This is a genomic window from Desulfosporosinus shakirovi, assembly GCF_020595055.1.
Lineage (GTDB): Bacteria > Bacillota > Desulfitobacteriia > Desulfitobacteriales > Desulfitobacteriaceae > Desulfosporosinus > Desulfosporosinus shakirovi.
In genome coordinates, this window is record NZ_JAJDOO010000004.1 from 158,122 (window position 1) to 178,388 (window position 20,267).

At 41.7% G+C, this 20,267-nt stretch carries 17 protein-coding genes and 1 other annotated feature; of the genes, 14 read left to right on the top strand and 3 right to left on the bottom strand.

The window, feature by feature from the left end; translation table 11 throughout:
• Positions 1-7 precede the first annotated feature (7 nt).
• From LJE72_RS05560 to LJE72_RS05580, 5 genes are all read left to right on the top strand, one after another.
• Positions 8-2,215, top strand: a complete 2,208-nt coding sequence (locus LJE72_RS05560; RefSeq protein WP_229246632.1) for a heavy metal translocating P-type ATPase — start codon at positions 8-10, stop codon at positions 2,213-2,215.
• 10 nt (positions 2,216-2,225) lie between these two features.
• Positions 2,226-3,065 carry a hypothetical protein gene (locus LJE72_RS05565; RefSeq protein WP_229246633.1) on the top strand — a complete coding sequence of 280 codons (840 nt, stop codon included), beginning with the start codon at positions 2,226-2,228 and terminating at the stop codon, positions 3,063-3,065.
• A 53-nt stretch (positions 3,066-3,118) separates the two neighbouring features.
• Positions 3,119-3,382, top strand: coding sequence for a hypothetical protein (locus LJE72_RS05570; RefSeq protein WP_229246634.1), 264 nt, complete (start codon positions 3,119-3,121; stop codon positions 3,380-3,382).
• Between the two features lie 257 nt (positions 3,383-3,639).
• Positions 3,640-4,398 carry a Uma2 family endonuclease gene (locus LJE72_RS05575; protein WP_229246635.1) on the top strand — a complete coding sequence of 253 codons (759 nt, stop codon included), beginning with the start codon at positions 3,640-3,642 and terminating at the stop codon, positions 4,396-4,398.
• 118 nt (positions 4,399-4,516) lie between these two features.
• Positions 4,517-4,990 (top strand): VanZ family protein, encoded by a 474-nt coding sequence (locus LJE72_RS05580; protein ID WP_229246636.1) that lies wholly within the window; start codon positions 4,517-4,519, stop codon positions 4,988-4,990.
• Positions 4,991-5,034: 44 nt separating this feature from the next.
• Here LJE72_RS05580 and LJE72_RS05585 read toward each other — a convergent pair whose 3' ends face one another.
• Positions 5,035-7,734, bottom strand: a complete 2,700-nt coding sequence (locus tag LJE72_RS05585; RefSeq protein WP_229246637.1) for a UPF0182 family membrane protein — start codon at positions 7,732-7,734, stop codon at positions 5,035-5,037.
• A gap of 337 nt (positions 7,735-8,071) precedes the next feature.
• Between LJE72_RS05585 and LJE72_RS05590 the strand changes: the two genes are divergently transcribed.
• From LJE72_RS05590 to LJE72_RS05600, 3 genes are all read left to right on the top strand, one after another.
• Positions 8,072-10,936, top strand: a complete 2,865-nt coding sequence (locus tag LJE72_RS05590; protein ID WP_229246638.1) for a phosphodiester glycosidase family protein — start codon at positions 8,072-8,074, stop codon at positions 10,934-10,936.
• Positions 10,937-10,960: 24 nt separating this feature from the next.
• Complete coding sequence (locus tag LJE72_RS05595) at positions 10,961-11,101, top strand: hypothetical protein (RefSeq protein ID WP_229246639.1); 141 nt, start codon at positions 10,961-10,963, stop codon at positions 11,099-11,101.
• 101 nt (positions 11,102-11,202) lie between these two features.
• Complete coding sequence (locus tag LJE72_RS05600; protein ID WP_229246640.1) at positions 11,203-11,418, top strand: FeoA family protein; 216 nt, start codon at positions 11,203-11,205, stop codon at positions 11,416-11,418.
• Between the two features lie 269 nt (positions 11,419-11,687).
• Here the strand turns inward: LJE72_RS05600 and LJE72_RS05605 are convergent, their stop codons facing one another.
• Positions 11,688-12,758 carry a branched-chain amino acid aminotransferase gene (locus tag LJE72_RS05605; protein ID WP_229246641.1) on the bottom strand — a complete coding sequence of 357 codons (1,071 nt, stop codon included), beginning with the start codon at positions 12,756-12,758 and terminating at the stop codon, positions 11,688-11,690.
• Between the two features lie 304 nt (positions 12,759-13,062).
• Positions 13,063-13,317, top strand: a binding site (T-box leader).
• Positions 13,318-13,401: 84 nt separating this feature from the next.
• Between LJE72_RS05605 and aroF the strand changes: the two genes are divergently transcribed.
• The 6 genes from aroF to LJE72_RS05635 all read left to right on the top strand — a co-directional run bounded on the left by aroF (position 13,402) and on the right by LJE72_RS05635 (position 19,314).
• Entirely contained in the window at positions 13,402-14,418 is a 1,017-nt protein-coding gene (gene aroF / locus LJE72_RS05610) for a 3-deoxy-7-phosphoheptulonate synthase (RefSeq protein WP_229246642.1), read from the top strand.
• Positions 14,419-14,854: 436 nt separating this feature from the next.
• Entirely contained in the window at positions 14,855-16,321 is a 1,467-nt protein-coding gene (gene trpE, locus LJE72_RS05615; protein WP_229246643.1) for an anthranilate synthase component I, read from the top strand.
• The gene (locus LJE72_RS05620) at positions 16,321-16,902 is read left to right on the top strand and encodes an anthranilate synthase component II (protein WP_229246644.1); all 582 of its coding nucleotides are present in this window, start codon (positions 16,321-16,323) and stop codon (positions 16,900-16,902) included. The genes trpE and LJE72_RS05620 overlap by 1 nt, the downstream gene beginning before the upstream one ends.
• Positions 16,899-17,915, top strand: coding sequence for an anthranilate phosphoribosyltransferase (gene trpD, locus LJE72_RS05625; protein WP_229246645.1), 1,017 nt, complete (start codon positions 16,899-16,901; stop codon positions 17,913-17,915). Before LJE72_RS05620 ends, trpD begins: the two co-directional genes overlap by 4 nt.
• Positions 17,912-18,706, top strand: a complete 795-nt coding sequence (gene trpC / locus LJE72_RS05630; RefSeq protein WP_229246646.1) for an indole-3-glycerol phosphate synthase TrpC — start codon at positions 17,912-17,914, stop codon at positions 18,704-18,706. Before trpD ends, trpC begins: the two co-directional genes overlap by 4 nt.
• Complete coding sequence (locus LJE72_RS05635) at positions 18,703-19,314, top strand: phosphoribosylanthranilate isomerase (RefSeq protein ID WP_229246647.1); 612 nt, start codon at positions 18,703-18,705, stop codon at positions 19,312-19,314. The genes trpC and LJE72_RS05635 overlap by 4 nt, the downstream gene beginning before the upstream one ends.
• Before the next feature lie 55 nt (positions 19,315-19,369).
• Here LJE72_RS05635 and LJE72_RS05640 read toward each other — a convergent pair whose 3' ends face one another.
• Positions 19,370-19,915 carry an NADH peroxidase gene (locus LJE72_RS05640; RefSeq protein ID WP_229246648.1) on the bottom strand — a complete coding sequence of 182 codons (546 nt, stop codon included), beginning with the start codon at positions 19,913-19,915 and terminating at the stop codon, positions 19,370-19,372.
• Between the last annotated feature and the right edge of the window lie 352 nt (positions 19,916-20,267).

Below are 20,267 nucleotides of genomic sequence, written 5' to 3' on the forward strand. Positions count from 1 at the left end.
GGGCATAATGCCTATACATAAAGAGCTTCCCTTATTAAAATGTGAAATTATCCATAGCATTTCGGGAAGAGTGCGGATCAAATGCAGAACTTTAAAATATCTTCAGAAGCAAGCTTTAGATTTGGAGAAAAATCTCAATAACATAGCCATTATACAGGAAGCAACTGTCAATACAATCACGGGAAATGTTTTAGTTTATTTTGATTCTCAACTAGCAGATGGAGAAGAAATCTTAGAAACCGTTGAAACGGTGATCTACACTTATTCTTTGATAGCCCATAAAAATGAAAGATCAGAAAAAAATAATGTACCGGTAAAGGAAAGAAGACTACAGGAGGAGTCGTATCAAGATATCTTAGCAAGGATTGCGGTAACAGGGGCAGTTTTTTTTGTTGCTAATTTTTCCAAAGGATTTGAGCTGATTCCGCAGAAGGGGCTTCTATCCCGGTTTACTACCATTCCGGCGCTGCTCGGCTTAGGATTATCGAAATCTATTTTCGAAAGTGGTATTAAGTCTCTGTTAGTTGTCAAACGACCCAATGCCGACACACTTACTATGGCCTCAATTATCACTTCCCTTGTCTCTGGAAGCGGAGTATCTGCTTTAACTACTATATTGCTATCTGATATAGCGGAACTCATCACAGCTTATACTATGAATAGAACGAGAAATGCCATCAAAGATATGATTGAAGTGGGAGAAACAGCTGTTTGGAAAAAACTAGAGGATGACACTGTAGTACAAATTTCTCTGTCCGAAATACAGGTAGAGGATTTAGTCTTAGGACAAACCGGCAATAAGATCAGTATTGATGGCATCATTGTAGAAGGCGAGGCAGTCATAGATCAGGCAGCTATTACGGGTGAGTTTATGCCGGTTGTGAGAAAAAAAGGGGAGCGTGTCTTTGCAGGAACGGTGATTCAATCTGGAAATGTAACGGTAAAGGCAGAAAAAGTCGGAGACGATACTGCGGTATCCAGAATTGTAAGTATGGTAGAAGATGCCAGCAATAATAAAGCACAAATCCAAGTCTATGCAGATAGATTTTCTGCACAGTTAATCCCCTTAAACTTTGCCTTGGCTGGTATCGTCTATCTTACTACGAAAAGTGTGGTAAGAGCATCTAATATGCTGATTATCGACTATTCCTGTGGGGTCAGACTTTCAACGGCTACCGCTCTATCAGCTGCTATTCATACGGCAGCAAAAAATGGGATCTTATTAAAAGGCGGAAACTTAATAGAGGCAATGGCTGAAGCAGATACCTTGATATTAGATAAAACAGGCACAATCACAGAAGGAAAACCTAAAATCACGAGCATTGTTACCAAGAAAAATGCAACAGAAGAAGAAGTAATTAAGCTTGCCGCCGCAGCAGAAGAAACTTCTAATCATCCCTTGGCGTTTGCCATTATATCTAAGATGCGCAGGTCTGGATGGACTATACCGGAACATACTGAAACCATAGTTCATGTTGCCAGAGGGGTAGAGACAAAGGTAGAGAATCAGACTGTCCGAGTAGGTAACAGAAAGTTTATGGAAGAAAACGGCATAGAAATTTCTGAACTGGACAAGGAGATTACTCACCTAATCGATCGAGGAGAAAATGTGATTTTTGTATCTCTGGAAGAGGTTCTAGTGGGCGTTTTAGGCGTGCAAGATACCTTAAGAGAGAATATGAAAAAAGCCATCAATCGGTTAAGATATTTGGGCTTTGATGAGTTAAAATTGCTCACGGGAGATTTGGCCATTGCGGCAGAGGTTGTAGCACATAGTATGGCAATGGATGGGTTTGAATCAGAATTGTTGCCAGAAGATAAGGCAAAGTATGTTCTTCAGGCGCAATCAAAGGGATCAAGGGTAATTATGGTGGGAGATGGAATCAACGATGCACCGGCTTTAGCCTATGCTGATGTGGGTGTAGCTATAGGCAATACGAGAACAGATATCGCCATTGAAGCGGCAGATGTTACTATTGCAGGCGATGATCCTTTATTAATACCAGGTATGGTGAACATGTCCAGAAAAACAATGACTATTGTAAAGCAAAATTTTGCAGCTACCATAGGGATTAATACAGTTGGACTGATGCTTGGAGCCACAGGAATTTTGCCGGTATTTTGGGGATCGGTACTTCACAATAGCACCACGATACTGGTTGTTTGTAACTCTGCCAGATTGTTATTTCATAACTTTGAAAGAAATGTGAGTTGAGGTATGAAGTATGAGTTATCCAGTAATGAATATAGTTCACCAATTGCCGGGGAGGGTTCGTATTTCTTTATCTATGCCTCCCAGGAGAATAGAGAAATTAGAAAAGGAAGTCCTTGAACATACTGGAATTCACTGCGTAAAATTTAGCCCGATCACGAGGTCGGTCTTGGTCTATTACAATCCCATTGAAATAGAAATGCCAGAAATTATTGTAAGAATTGGGACAGCCTTGTCTATTGAGTATAATATGTGCCCTGTTTATGTAGAAAATAAGAAAAATGTCGGAGTAAATATTATTGATAACTATGCCCTAGGAGCTTTAATTGCTGCTTGGATAGGAAAGTCCGGACTGCTCCCTTTGGCAAATATCGCAAACCTCTTAGAGTGGAATGCAGGAATAAGTACCTTAGCTGCCGTAATTAATCACGGAATTTCCGAAATAAAGATTTCCGGCACTCCGGACCCTGAAGTCGTTACTGCTGTATATTTGCTCAATTCTATGTTAAAGAGGGAATTTCTGATATCATCAACTATAACTTGGATCTCTACTTTCATAAGACATTTGACAGGCGAAGAATTAGGTCGGATAAGTATCCAAGCCTTTCAGGCCTTTAGCCAAGAAGAAAATCGAATGTATTATGACGTAGCAGTAAAATCAGAAGAAAATCTTTATCATAAAAGCATTATTAATATTTCTGGTAACATGATGAGAAAATATGTAGGCATCAGAGGGAATATGAGACCATCTTCCTTTTTAAACCAGATAAAAAGGGTCTCTGATAAACATGGAGATGCGCTGGAAGGATTAAGAAACAAGAAAGATATAATATTTTTAAGATTAGAATACTAGTCTTAAAATTTTATATAAAGAACATTTATAATATTTAGGGGGAGAGAAATAATATGATCGTGACAAGAGCACATTTAACAGGCTTCGCAGTAGGAGTAGGGGTTTCCGCATTTGGATATTATCTCTATAAGAAAAATGAAGACAAGGTAGATCAGTTGTTAAGGAAGCAAGGAATAGATATTCCCGTATCTGGGAAAAAAGACTATAATTCAATGACGTTAGAAGAATTAGTGGGCCAAAAAGAACATATTGAAGATCTGATAGCAGAAAAAGAGATGATCACAAATCAGCTTTCAGTTGCGACTCCAGTCGAATAGGATAAAAGTGAGTTAATAAAAATATCATGGAATTTTCCATGATATTTTTATTGTCTAAACGAAACCCACCTGCTATTCAGGTGGTTCCAAAAAGCTTTAACTATGAGTAGAAATCCAATGATACAGAAAGTTTAGCACAGACGCAGAGGAACCAGTGTTCTGAAAAGTACCCGCGTTTTTGCTTGGAACTTGAAATTGTATTGCGTTTAGTTGACTATAGATGTGTTTGGTTGTACCATTGTACTGGAGGTGACCTCATGGAGAAATTATATACGGCGCAAGAATTGGCGGATATGCTTAATCTGTCGGTGGAAACGATCTGGAGGTATACCCGGCAAAAAAAAATCCCCACGATTGAACTGGGAAATAAACAATATCGCTATGAAAAAGAAGCCGTGCTGGCTGCTTTGGCTGGAGGAAACTTATCTGTTAAAGAAGAAGGTCATGTATACGCCAAGCAGGGTGATTATACCTATGAGGATTATTTGAAGCTTCCGGAAGAGCCTGGCTATCGGTTTGAGATTCTGGAAGGATTTCTGGTAAAAGAGCCATCGCCTTCGATGCATCATCAGCGATTATCGCGAGAACTGGGACGTCGGTTGATGACTTTCTTTGATAATTATGATCCGGAGGGGGAACTCTTTTTTGCTCCCTTGGATGTTACTTTGACCATCAGTAATGTAGTACAGCCGGATATATTATTTATCTCCGGTGCCCGCAGGGAAATTATGCGTCAGGAACGTATCGACGGTCCTTGTGATTTAGTGGTGGAAATTATGTCCCCGACAAATCGCCGGAAAGATCGCTTACGGAAGATGGAGATTTATCGTAAGGCAGGGATCCCTCACTACTGGATTGTGGATCCAGAGGAGGACACATTGGAAACTTATAAGTTTAAAGATGCAAGTTATACCTTGGTATTTGCAGGGGGACCTGGCGACGAATTCACACATCCTGATTTTCCGGGGTTGGCATTGGATCTGGACAGGATATTTCATAGACCTGTATTCGAGTGATTTTCCTCAAACTCCAATAAGCACATCCATCGGCATGTGCTTATCGGGGACTTTACTTATTCTTATTGACTGGTATTATTAAACCAAGTCATTTAAGTGGTATTAAAGGAGCTTCCAGATGTCAGATCAAAACCGCGTTAAGCCCCAGCGATTGTATGCGAGGGTGTGGAGTAGGGTTTATCAGTTATTATTTTTGACTTATACAGCAGTTCTTATCTGGGAGCTGTTTCTTGGGAAATATCGTTCTCATGGTGGGCCTAGACGTTATAACTTAACTCCCCTGAAAACAATCGAGAGCTATATTGAAAACTATGATAGTTTTGGAGTCAGTATCGTCCTAATTAATCTGGCAGGCAATATTGTGGCTTTTATGCCGTTGGGATTTTTGCTGCCTCTTGTTTTCAAAAGAATGAGGCGCTTGTTCGTTATAACAGGAATCACCCTGCTCACCAGTATTACGGCCGAAATCTGCCAATATATATTTAATGTCGGAGGCTTGGATATCGATGATGTACTGCTTAATACGATTGGTGGGGTATTGGGTTACTTAGTCTACCAGTCTTCAAAGAAAATGTTGCCTCATCGCAACTGATGAATTTTATAAGTAAGAAAGAAAAGAAGATCCGGGCTGTTGCTTTATTTCTTAACTAATTCAGTCAAAGTACTCATAAGTTCCTTGATTTGTTCGCCATAGGTACCGAAGTCGGCCCAACGGCCTTCTCTGGCGGCTTGTTCCTGACTGACCAAGGCTTCATTAATCTTAGTGGCGAGCTCTTGTAAGCTTATAGCAGTTCCTGATGTATCAGGAACTGTGGCACCCTTATCTTCCGTAAATTCACCAAAGAGTTTGGTTAAGGCTAAGTCCAAGGTGCTTTCCATGATCAGGGTATCATTGTAGTAGAGAATGACTCGACGTAATTCCGGGATGCTGCCGCTGTCTGACAAGATAAAGAGTGGTTCCACATAGAGTATTTTATTATTGATCGGAATAGTCAAGAGATTGCCTCGTACAACGTTAGACCCGCCTTGACTCCAGAGGCTGAGCTGTTGAGAAATAACAGGGTCTTGATCGATATAGGCATCAACTTGGCTAGGTCCTTCTATCTGTTGCCCTCGTGGGAAACTGAAGAGTAGCAATTTGCCGTAACTGTCCCCATCGTTGCCTGCTGCCAGCCAGCCTACCATATTTCTACGGTTATAAGGGGTAAAAGGTTGCTTGAGAATAAATTCAGCCTTATCACTGTCTGGTAATTGCATGGTAACATAGTACGGTTCTACGGGAACTTCTTCTCCGCTGTATTTTTCAGTAGGAATCTCCCAGACGTTCTCTCGGTTATAAAAGTCCCGAGGATTAGTCATGTGATAATTTCTGAGCATGCCAGATTGGATGTTGAAGTAATCGGCAGGATAGCGGATATGAGATTCCAGGCCTTGGGGGAACTCCTCGCGACTTTTGATCAGGTCTGGAAATACACCCTCCCAAGCTTTGAGGATCGGATCATTTACATCAAAGTTATAAATTCCGACATCGCCATTATAGGCATCGATGACGATTTTCACGGAATTACGGATATAATTCAACTTGCCAGAAGGTTCGGCATAGGGATAGTTGCTGGAGGTCGTATACCCATCCACGATCCAATACACCTTTCCTTCAGAAATAACAGGATAGGCATTGCTGTCTAGTTCAATAAAAGGAGCCACTTTATTAATTCGATCGACAATATTTCGATTGTAGAGAATACGGCTTTCAGACGTAATCTGATCGGAAAAGATGAGGATGGGCTTGGCAAAATTAATGGCATACATAACTCTGCGGAAGAAACTTAGCTCTACACCGTCCTTACCTGAATAATGCACGATTGATTTTTCATCGACGGCGTCTTCTGTATAGCCAAATTCTCCGCTTTCAGTCCCTACAACAATAAAATCATTGGTCATCTCTCCAAAATAGATATCCGGTTGCGTCAGAGGGATGTCTACAACGTCGCTTTTAACTGGAATGTCTCGGAGATAATAGGTAGGATGGCCATTGGCTGTGATTTTATTAACCGGGGACATGACGATACCATACCCATGGGTGTATTTAAAGTGACGATTAATGAGAGTCTGTGCTGTCTCAGGGAGAGAATCTATGTTGAGTTCCCTGACAGAGAGCATGACTTGGCTGGATTTATTGCCAATTTGATAACGGTCTATGTCAATGTCATTAAATTCGTAGTAGAGACGCAGTGATTGGTTTTGCTGGTAATGCTGCTTTAAAGGTCTATAATCTAAGAGGCGGATATTATCGATGGTTGCCTGATTTGCTTTTAATATTTCGGATGATATTTCTTCAGTATTGATTGAATAGTCTACTTCTTCAATACTCGATAACTTGTAGGCATCTCTGGTAGCTTGAATGTGGTGCTGTAAGTAGGGGGTTTCACGTGACAGTTGGTTAGGGCCTACAATAAATTGGTTGACTGCTCCGCCAACAATCCCTCCGGTAAGGGAAACGATCAGGAGCAGAGCCGGTGCCCCAATAAGAAATCGGATCTTCTTGAGGCGAATGTTCGCGAAAAGAAGAAGGGCAAGAAGTGCTCCGAGTATTCGTTCTATTTGCATCAGAGGCAATGTGATGTTTGCGTCTGTATAGCCCGCACCGTACAAGGAAGGGGATGGCGAAATCAATAAACCGGCCATGGATAATCCTCGAGTTAAGGCATACCAAAGCATGAAGATCCCCAGCAGGATGGAAAAGTGTGCCAGGGCCTTAGGAGAAAGCTTGGTTCTGCGTCCTGCAAAATTGATAGCACTGCTAATACCATATCCCACCAACATTGCGGTTATAGTTAAAGATAGAAGGCTGATGAAGGCAGCACTGAGAAGAGAATATAAAGGATATTGAAAAAGATAGTAACTAAGGTCTCGACCTAATATAGGGTCTGCTTGGCCGGTGGGAACGGAGTTAAAGAGCAGTAAGACCTTATCCCACATCTGAGGCAATGCCCAGATCCAAAAAATAGATAAGATAAAAGCGATAATTACTAGGATCATCTTACTAAGGTTGAAGACTCTTGGGCGTATTTCCGTAATGACCGAGACCTTCGGCCATGGTTTGATTCGAAACTGGCCAGCCATTGGCAGCAAATTGACTAGTAAAAAGGCAAAGCCCAAAAGCCATAACAGAGACTTTATTCCTAATTCGCTAAGCAGAGGTTTTAGGAAAACTTGGCTTATACCAAGACTTTGGTACCACAGGTAATTGGTATAATATGTAATTGTGATTACTAAGAAAATTACCAAGGCGACTAGGATAAGAGGCAGTTTATACTTCTTAAGAAAATCTAACATTTAATTCCTCCAATTGAACTCATTAACATATTAATTTCCAAGAATTGATATGTTAATTCAGTTTGAAGTCCATCGCTTAGTTTGTCAAGTGAGGGAGTATATTAATTTTTGTTTCAAAGATATAAACCGAGCAGTTGTCCGGGATGTTTCCTGCAGGAACGAAGGTATTAGTCAAAGCGTGTTATAGAAGATAGAAGATAGTGATAAGATTTGATATAATAAACCTCTAAAATAAGACAGATAATGCAATAGAGTTTGTAGGTTAAAGCTGGGCTTTGATTAATTATTTGATCAGAAGCCGGATCCTATTGTGAAAAAGCAAACAAGGAGGAAAGTAATGACTTATTTAAAAAAACTACTTGTAATCTTACTGTCAACATTCTGCGCTGTCACAACCATCTCCAGTACAGCGGCAGCCCAAGCGAAGACCCTCTATCAGACTAGTTCCCAACATACCATCACAGAGGGAGCAACTTTAGAACATATTTCACGGTTTACAGCAGATGGTTGGTTAAATATCAAAGTTTTACGTATTGATACCACAAATCCTAATATCAAAATAGATACCTTGGCTAGTAACCAGACCACGGATCAACTTTCTACAATACTTGCTTTAGCGGAGGAAAAGGGTGCGGTTGCCGCCGTGAATGCCAGTTTCTTCAATCCAATGGATGGAGGCACCGGATATCCTGACGGACCCATTGTACGAGCAGGAGACCTCTTAGCCACATCTGGATGGTACAATCAAAACAATGATGAAATGGCTTCCCTCTCTCTCGATAATGCAGGTCAGATACTCTTTAACTACTGGAAAAACACACTTACCTTAACCGGACACAACAATGCTTCATTTGCTGTGTCTCAGTACAACCAGCCTAGCCGTCAGCAATATAGTGATATTACCGTGTTGGATAATAAATGGGGACCTGCTACCCTTGGTGCCTCTGAAAAGTATCCTGATTTAGTGGAAATCCTGGTATCCCAAGGACAGGTGATAGAAATTCGACAAGCTTTGCCTGCCGCAACCATGCCTGACAAAGGTTATGTTGTGATTTCCCGGGGAGAACAAGCTGTCAAACTTCTGGAAACCTTCAAACCTGGAAATCCGGCACAATTCACTGTTACCTCCAACCCAGACTGGTCTGATCTGCAAATGTCTGCAACTGGGTCCTCCATACTGGTCAAGGACGGTCAGATTCCCGAGAGCTTTTCTTTTAGCACTGAGAGTTTCAATAATAAGAACCCTCGAACCTTGGCCGGAAGCTCAGAGGATGGAAAACAACTAATATTGGTCACGGTGGATGGCAGACAGGATAACAGTGTCGGTCTCACCCAGACCGAGTCCGCGCAACTCATGCTGGAATTGGGTGCCTACAACGCTCTGATTTTTGATGGCGGTGGATCTACTACCATGGCAGCTAGAAAGTCGGGAACTTCCACCTTAGATATTGTCAATATACCTTCTGAGGGTTCTTTGCGTTCTGTTGCGAACGGTATCGGAGTTTTTTCTCAGGCCCCCTCCGGTCCGTTAACGGAGCTGATTTTGGAAACTGAGGACTCTAATATTTTTGTTCATAGTTCGAGAAAATTTACACTTAGGGGAGTGGACAGTTTTGCTAATCCGGCAGAGGTTGATCCTCAACAGATAGAATGGAGTGTGAGCGGAATTGAAGGGAGATTTATAAATAATCAATTTCAGCCCACTTCTGCAGGCAGGGGTAAAATAATTGCCAAAGTAGGAGAATTAACAGCGGAATTGGATATCCTTTCCTTAAGTGCTCCCGTCAAGCTTAGAACTAGTCCAGATAAGTTGGACATACCTCTTGGACAGAGCCAAACCCTTCAGGTAACAGGCTACGACCAACAGGGCTTTAAAGCGACAATTCAGCCGGAAGATGTTCAGTGGGCAGTAAGCGGAGAAATTGAAGATTTCAAAGAGGGAATTCTTAAAGCCACTGCAGTGGGTGCAGGATATATCGAAGCAAGTGTCGAGGATGTTCATGCCTATATTGCTGTATCGATCTATGCAGATTCTACTAATACAATCTATTCCTTCGAAGACGACCAGGCTTTCTTCCACGCCGACCCGCAGATAGCCCGAGGTACTTTTCAGCTTTCTACAGATCAGATTTATGGAGGAAATACTTCCGGAGAATTAGTCTATGACTTTTTAGAGAAGCAAAGCTCAAGTGAAGCTTCCTTAGTTTTCACGGGAGCAGGGATTGCGCTTGATTCTGACACTTCCCACTTAGCCGTCTGGGTATACAATACACATGAAAGTTTAAACCGGGTCCTCGGTGAAGTCCTGGATGACACAGGGAGGAAATATCAGCTTGTAATTGCTGACAAACTAGATTGGACAGGTTGGAAGAGAATGGAGGTTTCACTGGAGAAAATTCAGACGCCAACCAATTTTGTGAGACTCTATGTGCAAAATATTGACCCTGCTGAGGGCAGGGGGAAGATTTATTTTGACGACCTTACGGCAAAGGTGCTCAACCATCCGGTAATAGACCAAAGCCAAACCCCTCAGGATACAATCCCCCAAGATGAGGCCAACAGAACAACGAATTTTAGTTCGGGTCCTGAAAGTTTTAAGTTTTCAGTTTTTGGCAGTAGGCAGGAAAGCTATAGTACTATGGAAGAGCAACTGTTAGACAAAATGACAAAGTATATTAATAAAAATTTGGACATGGCGGTTTATACCGGAAGCCAAGCTCCATCCGCTGTCAGAAATATAGAAAAACCTGCTCTAATTACTGATTCTGAATATAGAACCCATAATTATAAGAACAGTAGCTTCATTCAGTTGGATATCAGCAAAGGTGGACTTCGGAGAAGTGACCCTGAACAATGGCTATGGTTGTTCAAGGAATTAGACACCCTGAGTGGCAGCAATGCTTTCATCGTCATGTCAGGCGCTCCGGCTACTTTTATAAATGCCAAAGAAGGTGATTTGCTCAAGGATACCTTGGCTGAATATCGGGAGAAAACCGGAAAAAATGTTTGGGTCTTGTTTCAGGGAAATGTAAATCAAAGTGAACTGGATAGGGGAGTTCGATATATTTCCTGTGCTGGTTTTAGTATTCCTGACTTTTCTCCAGAAAAGCCGACTGCTACAAAATTTCTTGAGGTGACGGTAATGGGTAATAATATAACCTATGAATTTAAAAGTCTTTTGGGAGTGAGATCATCCCAATAGTAATTGCTTTGAGGAGAGTTTTTCATGAGTATGGGAGGAAGCGGCTTTTCAGTAAATCATCAGAACAGCTTCGGGTTGGGATTATCAGGCAGGGGAAAAGTGCTGAATCTGGCACACAAAAGAGTTGCGGAGTGGCAAGACTATATTGACTTTCATTATCAATAAGGTTAAAATTATAATATAACAATTCGGCATTGAAACGATTCTAGTAATGAAGATAAGCAAGTTAGGTAATTAGTCTAAACTACTTATCAAAGGAGATGAGCATGATGTCTTTATCGAGAGGAAAGTTAAATACACCTTATACAGTGAGTTCTGTCAATACTGATCACAATGATATTCGTGAGTTTTTATTTACGCTTGGTTGTTACCCTGGTGAAAAAGTAACTATTATTTCGAAATTGGCATCCAACTATATAATTAACATCAAAGATGCAAGGTACAGTATAGATGACGAATTAGCAAATGCTATTATGGTATAGATTATCTATTGAATAGATTAGATTAGGGCAGTGTTAAATAAAAGTTAGATACATGACAAGGTTAGAAAAGTTCAATAGCTATGAAAATGCCGGAGTTAGACAATATTGGATTGTAGAGCCGGGGCAGATTGTAATTGAGTTTAAGTGAAGTATTTGATTAGTAGTTCAGATAGGCTGTTTGCATATTAGATGCAAACAGCCTATCTTTATTTGGAGAATGTTTATTCCTAAGCCTTTTGGTGTATAGATGATATGCTACAAAGATCGTCCTAGCCTTTAACCTTGTCCATCCAATTGAATTCATCAGGGACGCTGCCATACTGAACTCCTGTGACAAAGTCAAATAGTTTTTTTGCGAATTCACCGGTTTGATTATTGTTTATCTTAATTTTTTGCCCTTTCCAAGAAAGCTCACCGACAGGAGATATGACGGCAGCTGTACCGGTGCCGAATACCTCTTCAAGCTCTCCTTTGGCATGGGCATCATACACTTCTTCAATAGAAATCTGCCGTTCAGTTGCTTTCACGCCCCAATTTTGGGCTAATTCCAGCACGGTATGACGAGTGATTCCGCCTAATATACTGCCGCTTAGCTCTGGGGTGATGATTTCACCCTTAATCTTAAAGAAGATATTCATCGTTCCAACTTCTTCAACATATTTGCGGTGGACTGCATCCAGCCATAAGACTTGGTCAAAACCTTCGTTATGGGCTTCGGCTTGAGCGGATAGACTCAAGGCATAATTGGCCGGAGTTTTGGCTTGTCCGAGTCCGCCTTTTGTAGCGCGAACATACTTATCTTCTACTTTAATGCTTACCGGATTAAAACCAGTATCATAATAGGCTCCAACAGGAGAGAGAATAATAAACAGTTTATAAGTACTAGCTACCTTTACCCCAATGTAGCTATCGGTAGAAATGATGAATGGTCTTATATAGAGCGAGGTGCCCAGTGTGCCGGGGATCCAGTCTTTTTCTAATTCCAATAGTTTAAATAAGCCCGCTTGAACTTCCTCAACGTCAATCGGGGGTATGCAAAGATGACCAGCTGATCGATTGAAGCGATTTAGATATTGCTTTGTTCTAAATACTGCGATCTGATTGTTTGCGGCCCTAAAGGCTTTCATCCCTTCAAAAATCGCTTGCCCATAATGAAAAACAATGGTTGCAGGAACGAAGGCAAACTCACCATAGGGAATGATCCTTGGAGAATGCCATCCTTTGCCGGTCTCATAATCCATGACAAACATATGGTCTGTGAAAATCTTCCCAAAACCTAGCTTCTCATCGGTGGGTAATACTCCCGGTTTGTCTACTGTATTTACGATAATATCCGTCATAACAATTGCCTCCAAAACTCTTTTAGGTATCTTATAAATCATAATCCTTGTAAGACAGTTGTTCAATACTAAAGATAAAAAATGTTCGACTATTGACCATGTATACTGTGTACATGTTTTCTGGATAATATACTTTATGTACCGTTATAGGTATATTCTGACCATTGTGTAAAAATAAAGTGGATTTACGAGCGTCAATAACAATTGATAGTGATCATTAAGAATCGAGGAATCATTTAGTGATTAGAATAAAGTATCAATCGCTATTGACAGATTTGATCTAACAAGATACAATTTCCTAAACACAAAACCTTTGAACAAGAGAAGTACGAAAAGTTGGGTGTATCCAGAGAGTTGCAGGCGGTGGGATTGCAACAGCATAGATTTTTCTGAATGGGCTTGTGAGGGCAGCTTGAAACTGCGGTGCAGGAGTAGACGCTGACGGGAACCCCGTCCGTTATCAGTGGGGTGCATATGATAGTATGCAAAATGAGTGGGCGATTCTATGAATCGTCAATCAGGGTGGTATCGCAGAAGTTTAAAAGCTTTTGTCCCTTTAAGGGGCAGAAGCTTTTTTATTTTACCCTAAAACTCAATGAGTTAAGAAAGGAGTTCTCATCATGGTATTAAGAGGTGATATCAGATGGTCTTTGTACTAAAGGAGAATGTTTCGCAGGAAAAAATCAGCCAGTTTGTTCAGAGGATTGAAACTGAAGGATATTCCACCTTTTTAAGCACGGGAACTGAGCATACTGTAGTCTGCCTGATTGGAAACACGGCAAAAATCGATGTTGACTTTATCGTTCAAACCAACGAAATTGTAGAATACGGTAAACGTGTAACTGAGCCTTATAAAGCTGTTAATCGAACAGTCCATCCGGATGATACTCTCGTTAAAGTAGGAGATATAACCATAGGAGAAGGCTTTTTTCAAGTGATTTCTGGTCCCTGCTCAGTAGAGAGTGAGGAGCAAGTTGTTCAAATCGCCAGATCTGTCAAGGCCAGTGGGGCAACATTATTGCGAGGAGGTGCATTTAAGCCGCGTACCTCACCTTACGCATTCCAAGGACTTCAGGACATGGGTATAAAGTTTCTTCTTTCCGCTAAGCAAGAAACTGGGTTGCCAATTGTTACTGAGATTATGAATCAAACCCAATTGCCCCTCTTTGAGAAAGTTGATGTAATTCAGATCGGTGCACGCAACATGCAAAATTTTGATCTGCTCAGGGAAGTTGGACGATGCAATAAACCGATACTTCTGAAAAGAGGGTTATGTAATACCATTGAAGAGTTTTTAATGAGTGCAGAATATATTATGTCTGAAGGAAACACGCAGATCATATTATGTGAAAGAGGAATTCGTACTTTCGAAACTATGACAAGAAATACGTTGGATCTTTCGGCTGTTCCATTATTAAAACAAAAATCACATCTGCCAGTGATTGTAGATCCAAGCCATGCAGCCGGAATCCGCAGTTTAGTGGCTCCTTTATCCAAGGCTGCCATTGCGGTTGGAGCAGATGGTCTGATGATTGAGGCCCATAATAACCCTGCAGAGGCTTTGAGTGATGGTGCTCAATCACTGGATCTGCCACAGTTCTCAGCTCTTATGAATGATTTAAAGCGGAGAGTATCTTTTGAGGGCAAGATTAATAACTAAACCGTTCTAAAAATGCATATAGAGAATAAACCGTTGAAGCGGAGATAACGTTATAACGTGCACTTACAGAGAGCGGGGGGAGCTGGAAACCCTGCAGAACGCAGTATAGCAAATGGACCGTTGAGGGCGCAATGAAACGGGTTTTCCCGGAGTATCCTGCGACGTAACACTTACGTTATTGTGGGGAATATGTTGGTATTCTTATGAGAGTGCAGGAATAAAAATTCTGCAAAGCAAGGTGGTACCGCGAGTGAATTAAGCACTCGTCCTTGACAAGAATGTCAACGGGCGAGTGTTTTTTTACTACTCAGAAAGTATAACTTTTCGTTGTGTACTGCAAGAAGGGCTAATACGTGCGAAGACAGTGTCTTCGTCTGGAAGCATAAGTGCAACAATGGCGACCATCGCCTGCCACTAAAAGAAAGGAGCAAATTATATGTTAAGACCAAGCTTAGATGATGCTAAAAAGATTGCCCAAGGGTATACGATACTACCTGTTAGCAGAGAGATTTACGCAGATATTAGAACTCCTATAGCCTTACTGAAAGCCATTGATTCCATCAGCCACCGATATTATCTTCTGGAAAGTGTGGAGGGCGGTGAGGCTTGGGGCAGATACTCGTTTTTAGGGTTTGATCCCGTCACGCAAGTGACTTGTAAGGATAATAAAATTGAGATCAATAATGGCACGATTTTTAAGCTTGAGGGGCAAAATCCAACAGCAGTGGTCAGAGAAATCTTGTCTCAGTATAAAACCCCCCATTTTGATTTTCTCCCTCCCTTCACAGGAGGATTTGTTGGTTATTTTGCTTACGATTTCATCAAATATTTCGAAAAGACACTTCAACCAAAAAGCATAGACATCGATAACTTTAATGATATGGAATTAATGCTTTTCGACAAGGTGATTGCTTATGATCACTTAAAACAAAAGATCATTATCATTATCAATGTAAAAACTGAAGCATTAGAAGAAGGCTATCGGAAAGCCAGCTTCGAAATCGATAATATCATCAAGTTAATAAAGCAAAACATTTCGGAGGCAGTTAGCAAGCCCGTCTTAAAGTCTGAGATTCAGTCGGATATTTCAAAAAGCAACTATGAAGCAATGGTCCGAAAGGCAAAGGAACATATCTTCAATGGGGATATTTTTCAAGTAGTACTATCGAGGCGTTTTACAGCTAAAATGGAAGGCAGTTTGATGGACACTTACCGGGTTTTAAGGACGACAAATCCTTCGCCGTATATGTTCTTTATAAAGACCAAAGATGTTGAGATCGCAGGGACATCACCTGAAACTCTGGTAAAGTTGCAAAATGGCCGATTAGCAACCTTCCCGCTTGCCGGGACCAGGCCGAGAGGAGCTACGGAGGCAGAGGATAAGCAGATCGAGGAGGAATTAATGCAGGATGAAAAAGAGCTGAGCGAACACAACATGCTGGTGGACCTGGGAAGAAATGACCTGGGCAGGATCAGTAAATTTGGCAGTGTGAAAGTAAAAGATCACCTTAAAGTTTTACGTTTTTCCCATGTGATGCACATTGCTTCAGAGGTGAACAGTGAGATAAGAGAGGATAAGGATGCCTTGGACGCGATTATGTCAGTATTGCCGGCGGGGACTCTTTCAGGAGCACCTAAGATCCGTGCCTGCGAAATAATCGATGATTTGGAGAATGCTCGCAGAGGAATCTATGGCGGTGCAGTTGGGTATATCGATTTCTCTGGGAATATGGACACTTGTATCGCCATTAGAATGGCCGTCAAAAAGGATAATAACGTATATGTTCAGGCAGGGGCGGGTATCGTTGCTGATAGTGTTCCTGAAAGTGAGTACCTGGAGTGTGAAAATAAGGCGATGGCAGTCATACGTGCCTTGATGCTTTCTCAGGAGGTGATGGACTAATGATTTTACTGATCGACAACTATGACAGCTTCTCTTATAACCTGTATCAACTCATTGGGGAAATAAACGATGATATTAAAGTGGTGCGCAATGACGAGTTGAGTGTTTCAGAAATTGAAGCTCTGCAACCGACTCATATAGTTATTTCTCCGGGACCGGGTTTTCCCGTCGATGCTGGAGTTTGTGAGCAGACTATTTTAAAGCTCAAAGAATCAACCCCAATCTTGGGGGTCTGTCTCGGACATCAAGCGATCTGTGAGGCTTACGGCGCAAAAATAGTTCATGCTAAGAAAATGATGCATGGTAAAAAGAGCAGTATCCATATTGCTAACGGCAATGAGATTTTTAAAGGGCTGCCACCGATCATCGAAGCAGCCAGATATCACTCATTGATTGCTGAAAAACAAGGCATCCCCGATGAACTGTTGGTAATTGCCGAGGATCAAAGCGGGGAAATTATGGGTGTGAAACATCGAGATTATGAGGTGTATGGAGTTCAGTTTCATCCGGAATCTATACTGACACCGAAAGGAAAAATGATCATTGCAAACTTTCTGGGGTTAGGAGGTGCAAGTAAATGATCATGAATGCGATTTATAAAATAGTCAATGGACAAGATCTTGATCTCAATACAACGAAGGCCGTTATGGAGCAAATCATGAATGGAGAGGCTACCAATGCCCAAATTGCATCATTTCTGACGGCCATGAGAATGAAAGGAGAAAGCATCGAGGAAATAACGGCTTGCGCTATGGTCATGCGCGAAAAGTGTACGAAACTAAAAACGGGAATGGATGTTCTGGATATTGTTGGGACAGGCGGAGATGAAGCGAATACCTTTAACATTTCCACAATAAGTGCTCTAGTCGTGTCTGCAGCAGGTGTAGCCGTAGCCAAGCATGGGAACAGATCTGTATCGAGCAAATGCGGAAGCGCTGATCTGCTTGAAGCTTTGGGAGTGAAAATTGATGTTAACGCGGAAAAAAGCGAACAAATTCTGCGTAAGATCGGTTTGTGCTTCATGTTTGCGCCAACCTACCATGCCTCAATGAAATATGCCGCGCCGGTCCGAAGAGAACTGGCTGTCCGTACGATCTTCAATATTTTAGGTCCACTGGCGAATCCAGCCGGAGCAAACACCCAACTTTTGGGGGTTTACGATGAAAATTTAGTAGAGCCTCTGGCTAGGGTACTATCGAATCTGGGAGTAAAGCGTGCCATGGTGGTACATGGACATGATGGCTTAGACGAGGTTACGTTATGCAGCACGACGACTGTTTGCGAGGTCTTTGAAGGCAAGTTAAATAGTTTCTTTCTTGATCCTGAACAGTTAGGTTTTAAAAAATGTACACCGGAAGAACTGGTAGGTGGGAATCCTGATGAAAATGCCAGGATTGCTTTAGATATACTGAATGGAGAGAAGGGACCTAAGCGTGATATCGTCTTGCTAAACACTGCGGTCTGTCTATATATGTTCCATAGCCATACAACACTTCGGGATTGCGTAAGATTAGCGGCAGAAATCATTGACAGTGGGACGGCCAAAGCCCAACTGGAAAAATTTATTGCCCTATCGAATGAGGTAGAATTATGATATTGGATCAGATAGCCCTTTATACAACCGGAAGAGTAGATGCATTAAAAAAGGGAAAATCATTCGATAAGATAGAAAAAGAAGCGCTGGCTATCGAAAATAAAAAACCTTTTGCTTTCGAAAAGGCCTTATCAAATAATGAGATGGCTTTTATCTGTGAGGTAAAGAAGGCCTCTCCTTCTAAGGGGATAATCAGTGAATCTTTTCCATACCTAAAAATCGCTCAGGAATATGAAAGCGCTGGTGCGAATGCAATCTCCGTACTGACGGAACCGAAATTCTTCCTGGGCAGTGACAGCTACTTGAGCGAAATAAAGGCTCAAGTGAACATCCCTGTTCTGCGTAAGGATTTCATCATTGATAGCTATCAGATTTACGAGTCTAAAATTATTGGCGCGGATGCTGTACTGTATATCTGCGGTTTGTTGGACACAAACAGACTAAGTGAATATATCCAGATAGCCGACAGTCTGGGACTGTCAGCACTTGTGGAGACCCATACTGAAGAGGAAATTAACTCTGCCCTGAAGGCAGGTGCGAGGCTTATTGGTATCAATAATCGGAACTTGAAAACCTTTGAAGTTGACTTGAATATGACGGCCTCTTTGAGACATCTGGTGCCAAAGGAGGTTCTGCTTGTCTCTGAAAGCGGCATCCAGAAACCTGAGGATATTATGAGGCTACGTAAAAGCGATGTTGATGCGGTGCTGATCGGAGAGGCCTTTATGAGAAATGAAGATAAGGCTGCTGTCATGAAAAACCTGCGAGGCAAACGAGGGGAAGGCCCATGACCAAAATAAAGCTGTGCGGCCTGACCAGAGTGTGTGATATTGAGGCGGTTAATGAAGCCCATCCAGACTATGTGGGCTTTGTCTTTGCCAATAGTAAACGCCGAATTACGCCAAGGGATGCCTTCGGCTTGAAAGAACTGCTGGATGATAAAATCCAGACTGTCGGGGTTTTTGTGGATGAGACAATAGAACAAATCTTGGATATTTGTTCTATTGGTATTATAGATTTTATTCAACTCCACGGACAGGAAAAGGCGACTTATATCGAAAGGCTCCGGAAGGAAAGCGGAAAGCCCGTCATCAAGGCGGTCAGAGTGCGTTCAAGGGAAGATATCAAAGCAGCCGAGAGGTTGAATTGCAACTATCTCTTACTAGATGCCTTTTCTGACAAGAGTGCAGGCGGAACAGGGGAAACCTTCGATTGGAAGGTTGTTGATGCAGTTCAGAAACCCTTTTTCTTGGCAGGCGGACTAAACAGCGAAAATGTATTGCAAGCGATGAGTGCGGTCAAGCCGTTTGGCGTAGACATAAGCAGTGGAGTCGAAACCGATGGATTTAAGGATAGGGGTAAAATACTGGAAATAGTGAGATTGATTAGGAGTATATAAAATAAGCAAAGCACGCCGACATTCTTCGGCGTGCTTATTGTATGACTAATTTTGCTTATTTGAAATAACGGTCAAGTAATCCCTTGAAGGCTCTACCGTGACGAGCTTCATCCTTACACATTTCATGAACTGTATCATGAATTGCATCTAAATTGAGTTTCTTCGCTAAAGTAGCCAGGTCCTTTTTCCCTTGAGTTGCACCACATTCAGCTTCCACCCTTAGTTGCAGGTTCTTCTTGGTGTCTGCATCAACGACTTCTCCTAAAAGTTCGGCAAACTTCGCTGCATGTTCTGCTTCTTCCCAAGCAAACCGTTTGTAAGCTTCGGCGACTTCAGGATAACCCTCCCGATCCGCTTGACGGCTCATCGCTAGGTACATACCAACTTCTGTACATTCACCGGTAAAATTAGCTCTTAATCCTTCGATGACTTCTGGGTCAACCCCTTGAGCAATTCCTACTTTATGCTCATCAGCCCACTCCAAAACCCCTTCAACTTTCTCTGAAAACTTACCCTTCGGGGCCTTACATTGAGGGCAAATATCGGGAGCCTCATTTCCTTCATGAATGTAACCACAGATAGCGCAAACAAATTTTTTCATTAAAATCCTCTCCTCTTTAAATATTATTATTTTATGCGTCGTTAGCTGTACGCTTTTTACATTTCTTATTATATTATAATTATTATAAAAGTCAAGTGATTACATAAAGTTTTTATTCCGTTCATATAAAAAACCTTTACTTGAACTTTACAATTCAAACAAAGGTTTAACAAGGAACTCGTTCAGTTAAAGCTGAACATCGAGACTTCGGTGACGTAAGACTCCAGTACGATAGTCTCCGGTGGAGAGTATCGCCGAAAGCGCACGGCCCGTAACGAATACAATTGTGCTGAGGTTAGACTTATGCCGAAGGGGCATATCCACAGACGAATACATTCGCGCCGTAGGATGG

What these genes read in the sequence shown, in the direction of transcription:
- trpE (WP_229246643.1), top strand. Translation starts at nt 14,855, where the DNA reads ATGTTAAGACCAAGCTTAGATGATGCTAAAAAGATTGCCCAAGGGTAT.
- LJE72_RS05580 (WP_229246636.1), top strand. Translation starts at nt 4,517, where the DNA reads ATGTCAGATCAAAACCGCGTTAAGCCCCAGCGATTGTATGCGAGGGTG.
- LJE72_RS05585 (WP_229246637.1), bottom strand. Translation starts at nt 7,734, where the DNA reads ATGTTAGATTTTCTTAAGAAGTATAAACTGCCTCTTATCCTAGTCGCC.
- trpD (WP_229246645.1), top strand. Translation starts at nt 16,899, where the DNA reads ATGATCATGAATGCGATTTATAAAATAGTCAATGGACAAGATCTTGAT.
- LJE72_RS05635 (WP_229246647.1), top strand. Translation starts at nt 18,703, where the DNA reads ATGACCAAAATAAAGCTGTGCGGCCTGACCAGAGTGTGTGATATTGAG.
- aroF (WP_229246642.1), top strand. Translation starts at nt 13,402, where the DNA reads ATGGTCTTTGTACTAAAGGAGAATGTTTCGCAGGAAAAAATCAGCCAG.
- LJE72_RS05600 (WP_229246640.1), top strand. Translation starts at nt 11,203, where the DNA reads ATGATGTCTTTATCGAGAGGAAAGTTAAATACACCTTATACAGTGAGT.
- LJE72_RS05575 (WP_229246635.1), top strand. Translation starts at nt 3,640, where the DNA reads ATGGAGAAATTATATACGGCGCAAGAATTGGCGGATATGCTTAATCTG.
- LJE72_RS05620 (WP_229246644.1), top strand. Translation starts at nt 16,321, where the DNA reads ATGATTTTACTGATCGACAACTATGACAGCTTCTCTTATAACCTGTAT.
- LJE72_RS05570 (WP_229246634.1), top strand. Translation starts at nt 3,119, where the DNA reads ATGATCGTGACAAGAGCACATTTAACAGGCTTCGCAGTAGGAGTAGGG.
- LJE72_RS05605 (WP_229246641.1), bottom strand. Translation starts at nt 12,758, where the DNA reads ATGACGGATATTATCGTAAATACAGTAGACAAACCGGGAGTATTACCC.
- LJE72_RS05565 (WP_229246633.1), top strand. Translation starts at nt 2,226, where the DNA reads ATGAGTTATCCAGTAATGAATATAGTTCACCAATTGCCGGGGAGGGTT.
- LJE72_RS05590 (WP_229246638.1), top strand. Translation starts at nt 8,072, where the DNA reads ATGACTTATTTAAAAAAACTACTTGTAATCTTACTGTCAACATTCTGC.
- LJE72_RS05595 (WP_229246639.1), top strand. Translation starts at nt 10,961, where the DNA reads ATGAGTATGGGAGGAAGCGGCTTTTCAGTAAATCATCAGAACAGCTTC.
- LJE72_RS05640 (WP_229246648.1), bottom strand. Translation starts at nt 19,915, where the DNA reads ATGAAAAAATTTGTTTGCGCTATCTGTGGTTACATTCATGAAGGAAAT.
- LJE72_RS05560 (WP_229246632.1), top strand. Translation starts at nt 8, where the DNA reads ATGCCTATACATAAAGAGCTTCCCTTATTAAAATGTGAAATTATCCAT.
- trpC (WP_229246646.1), top strand. Translation starts at nt 17,912, where the DNA reads ATGATATTGGATCAGATAGCCCTTTATACAACCGGAAGAGTAGATGCA.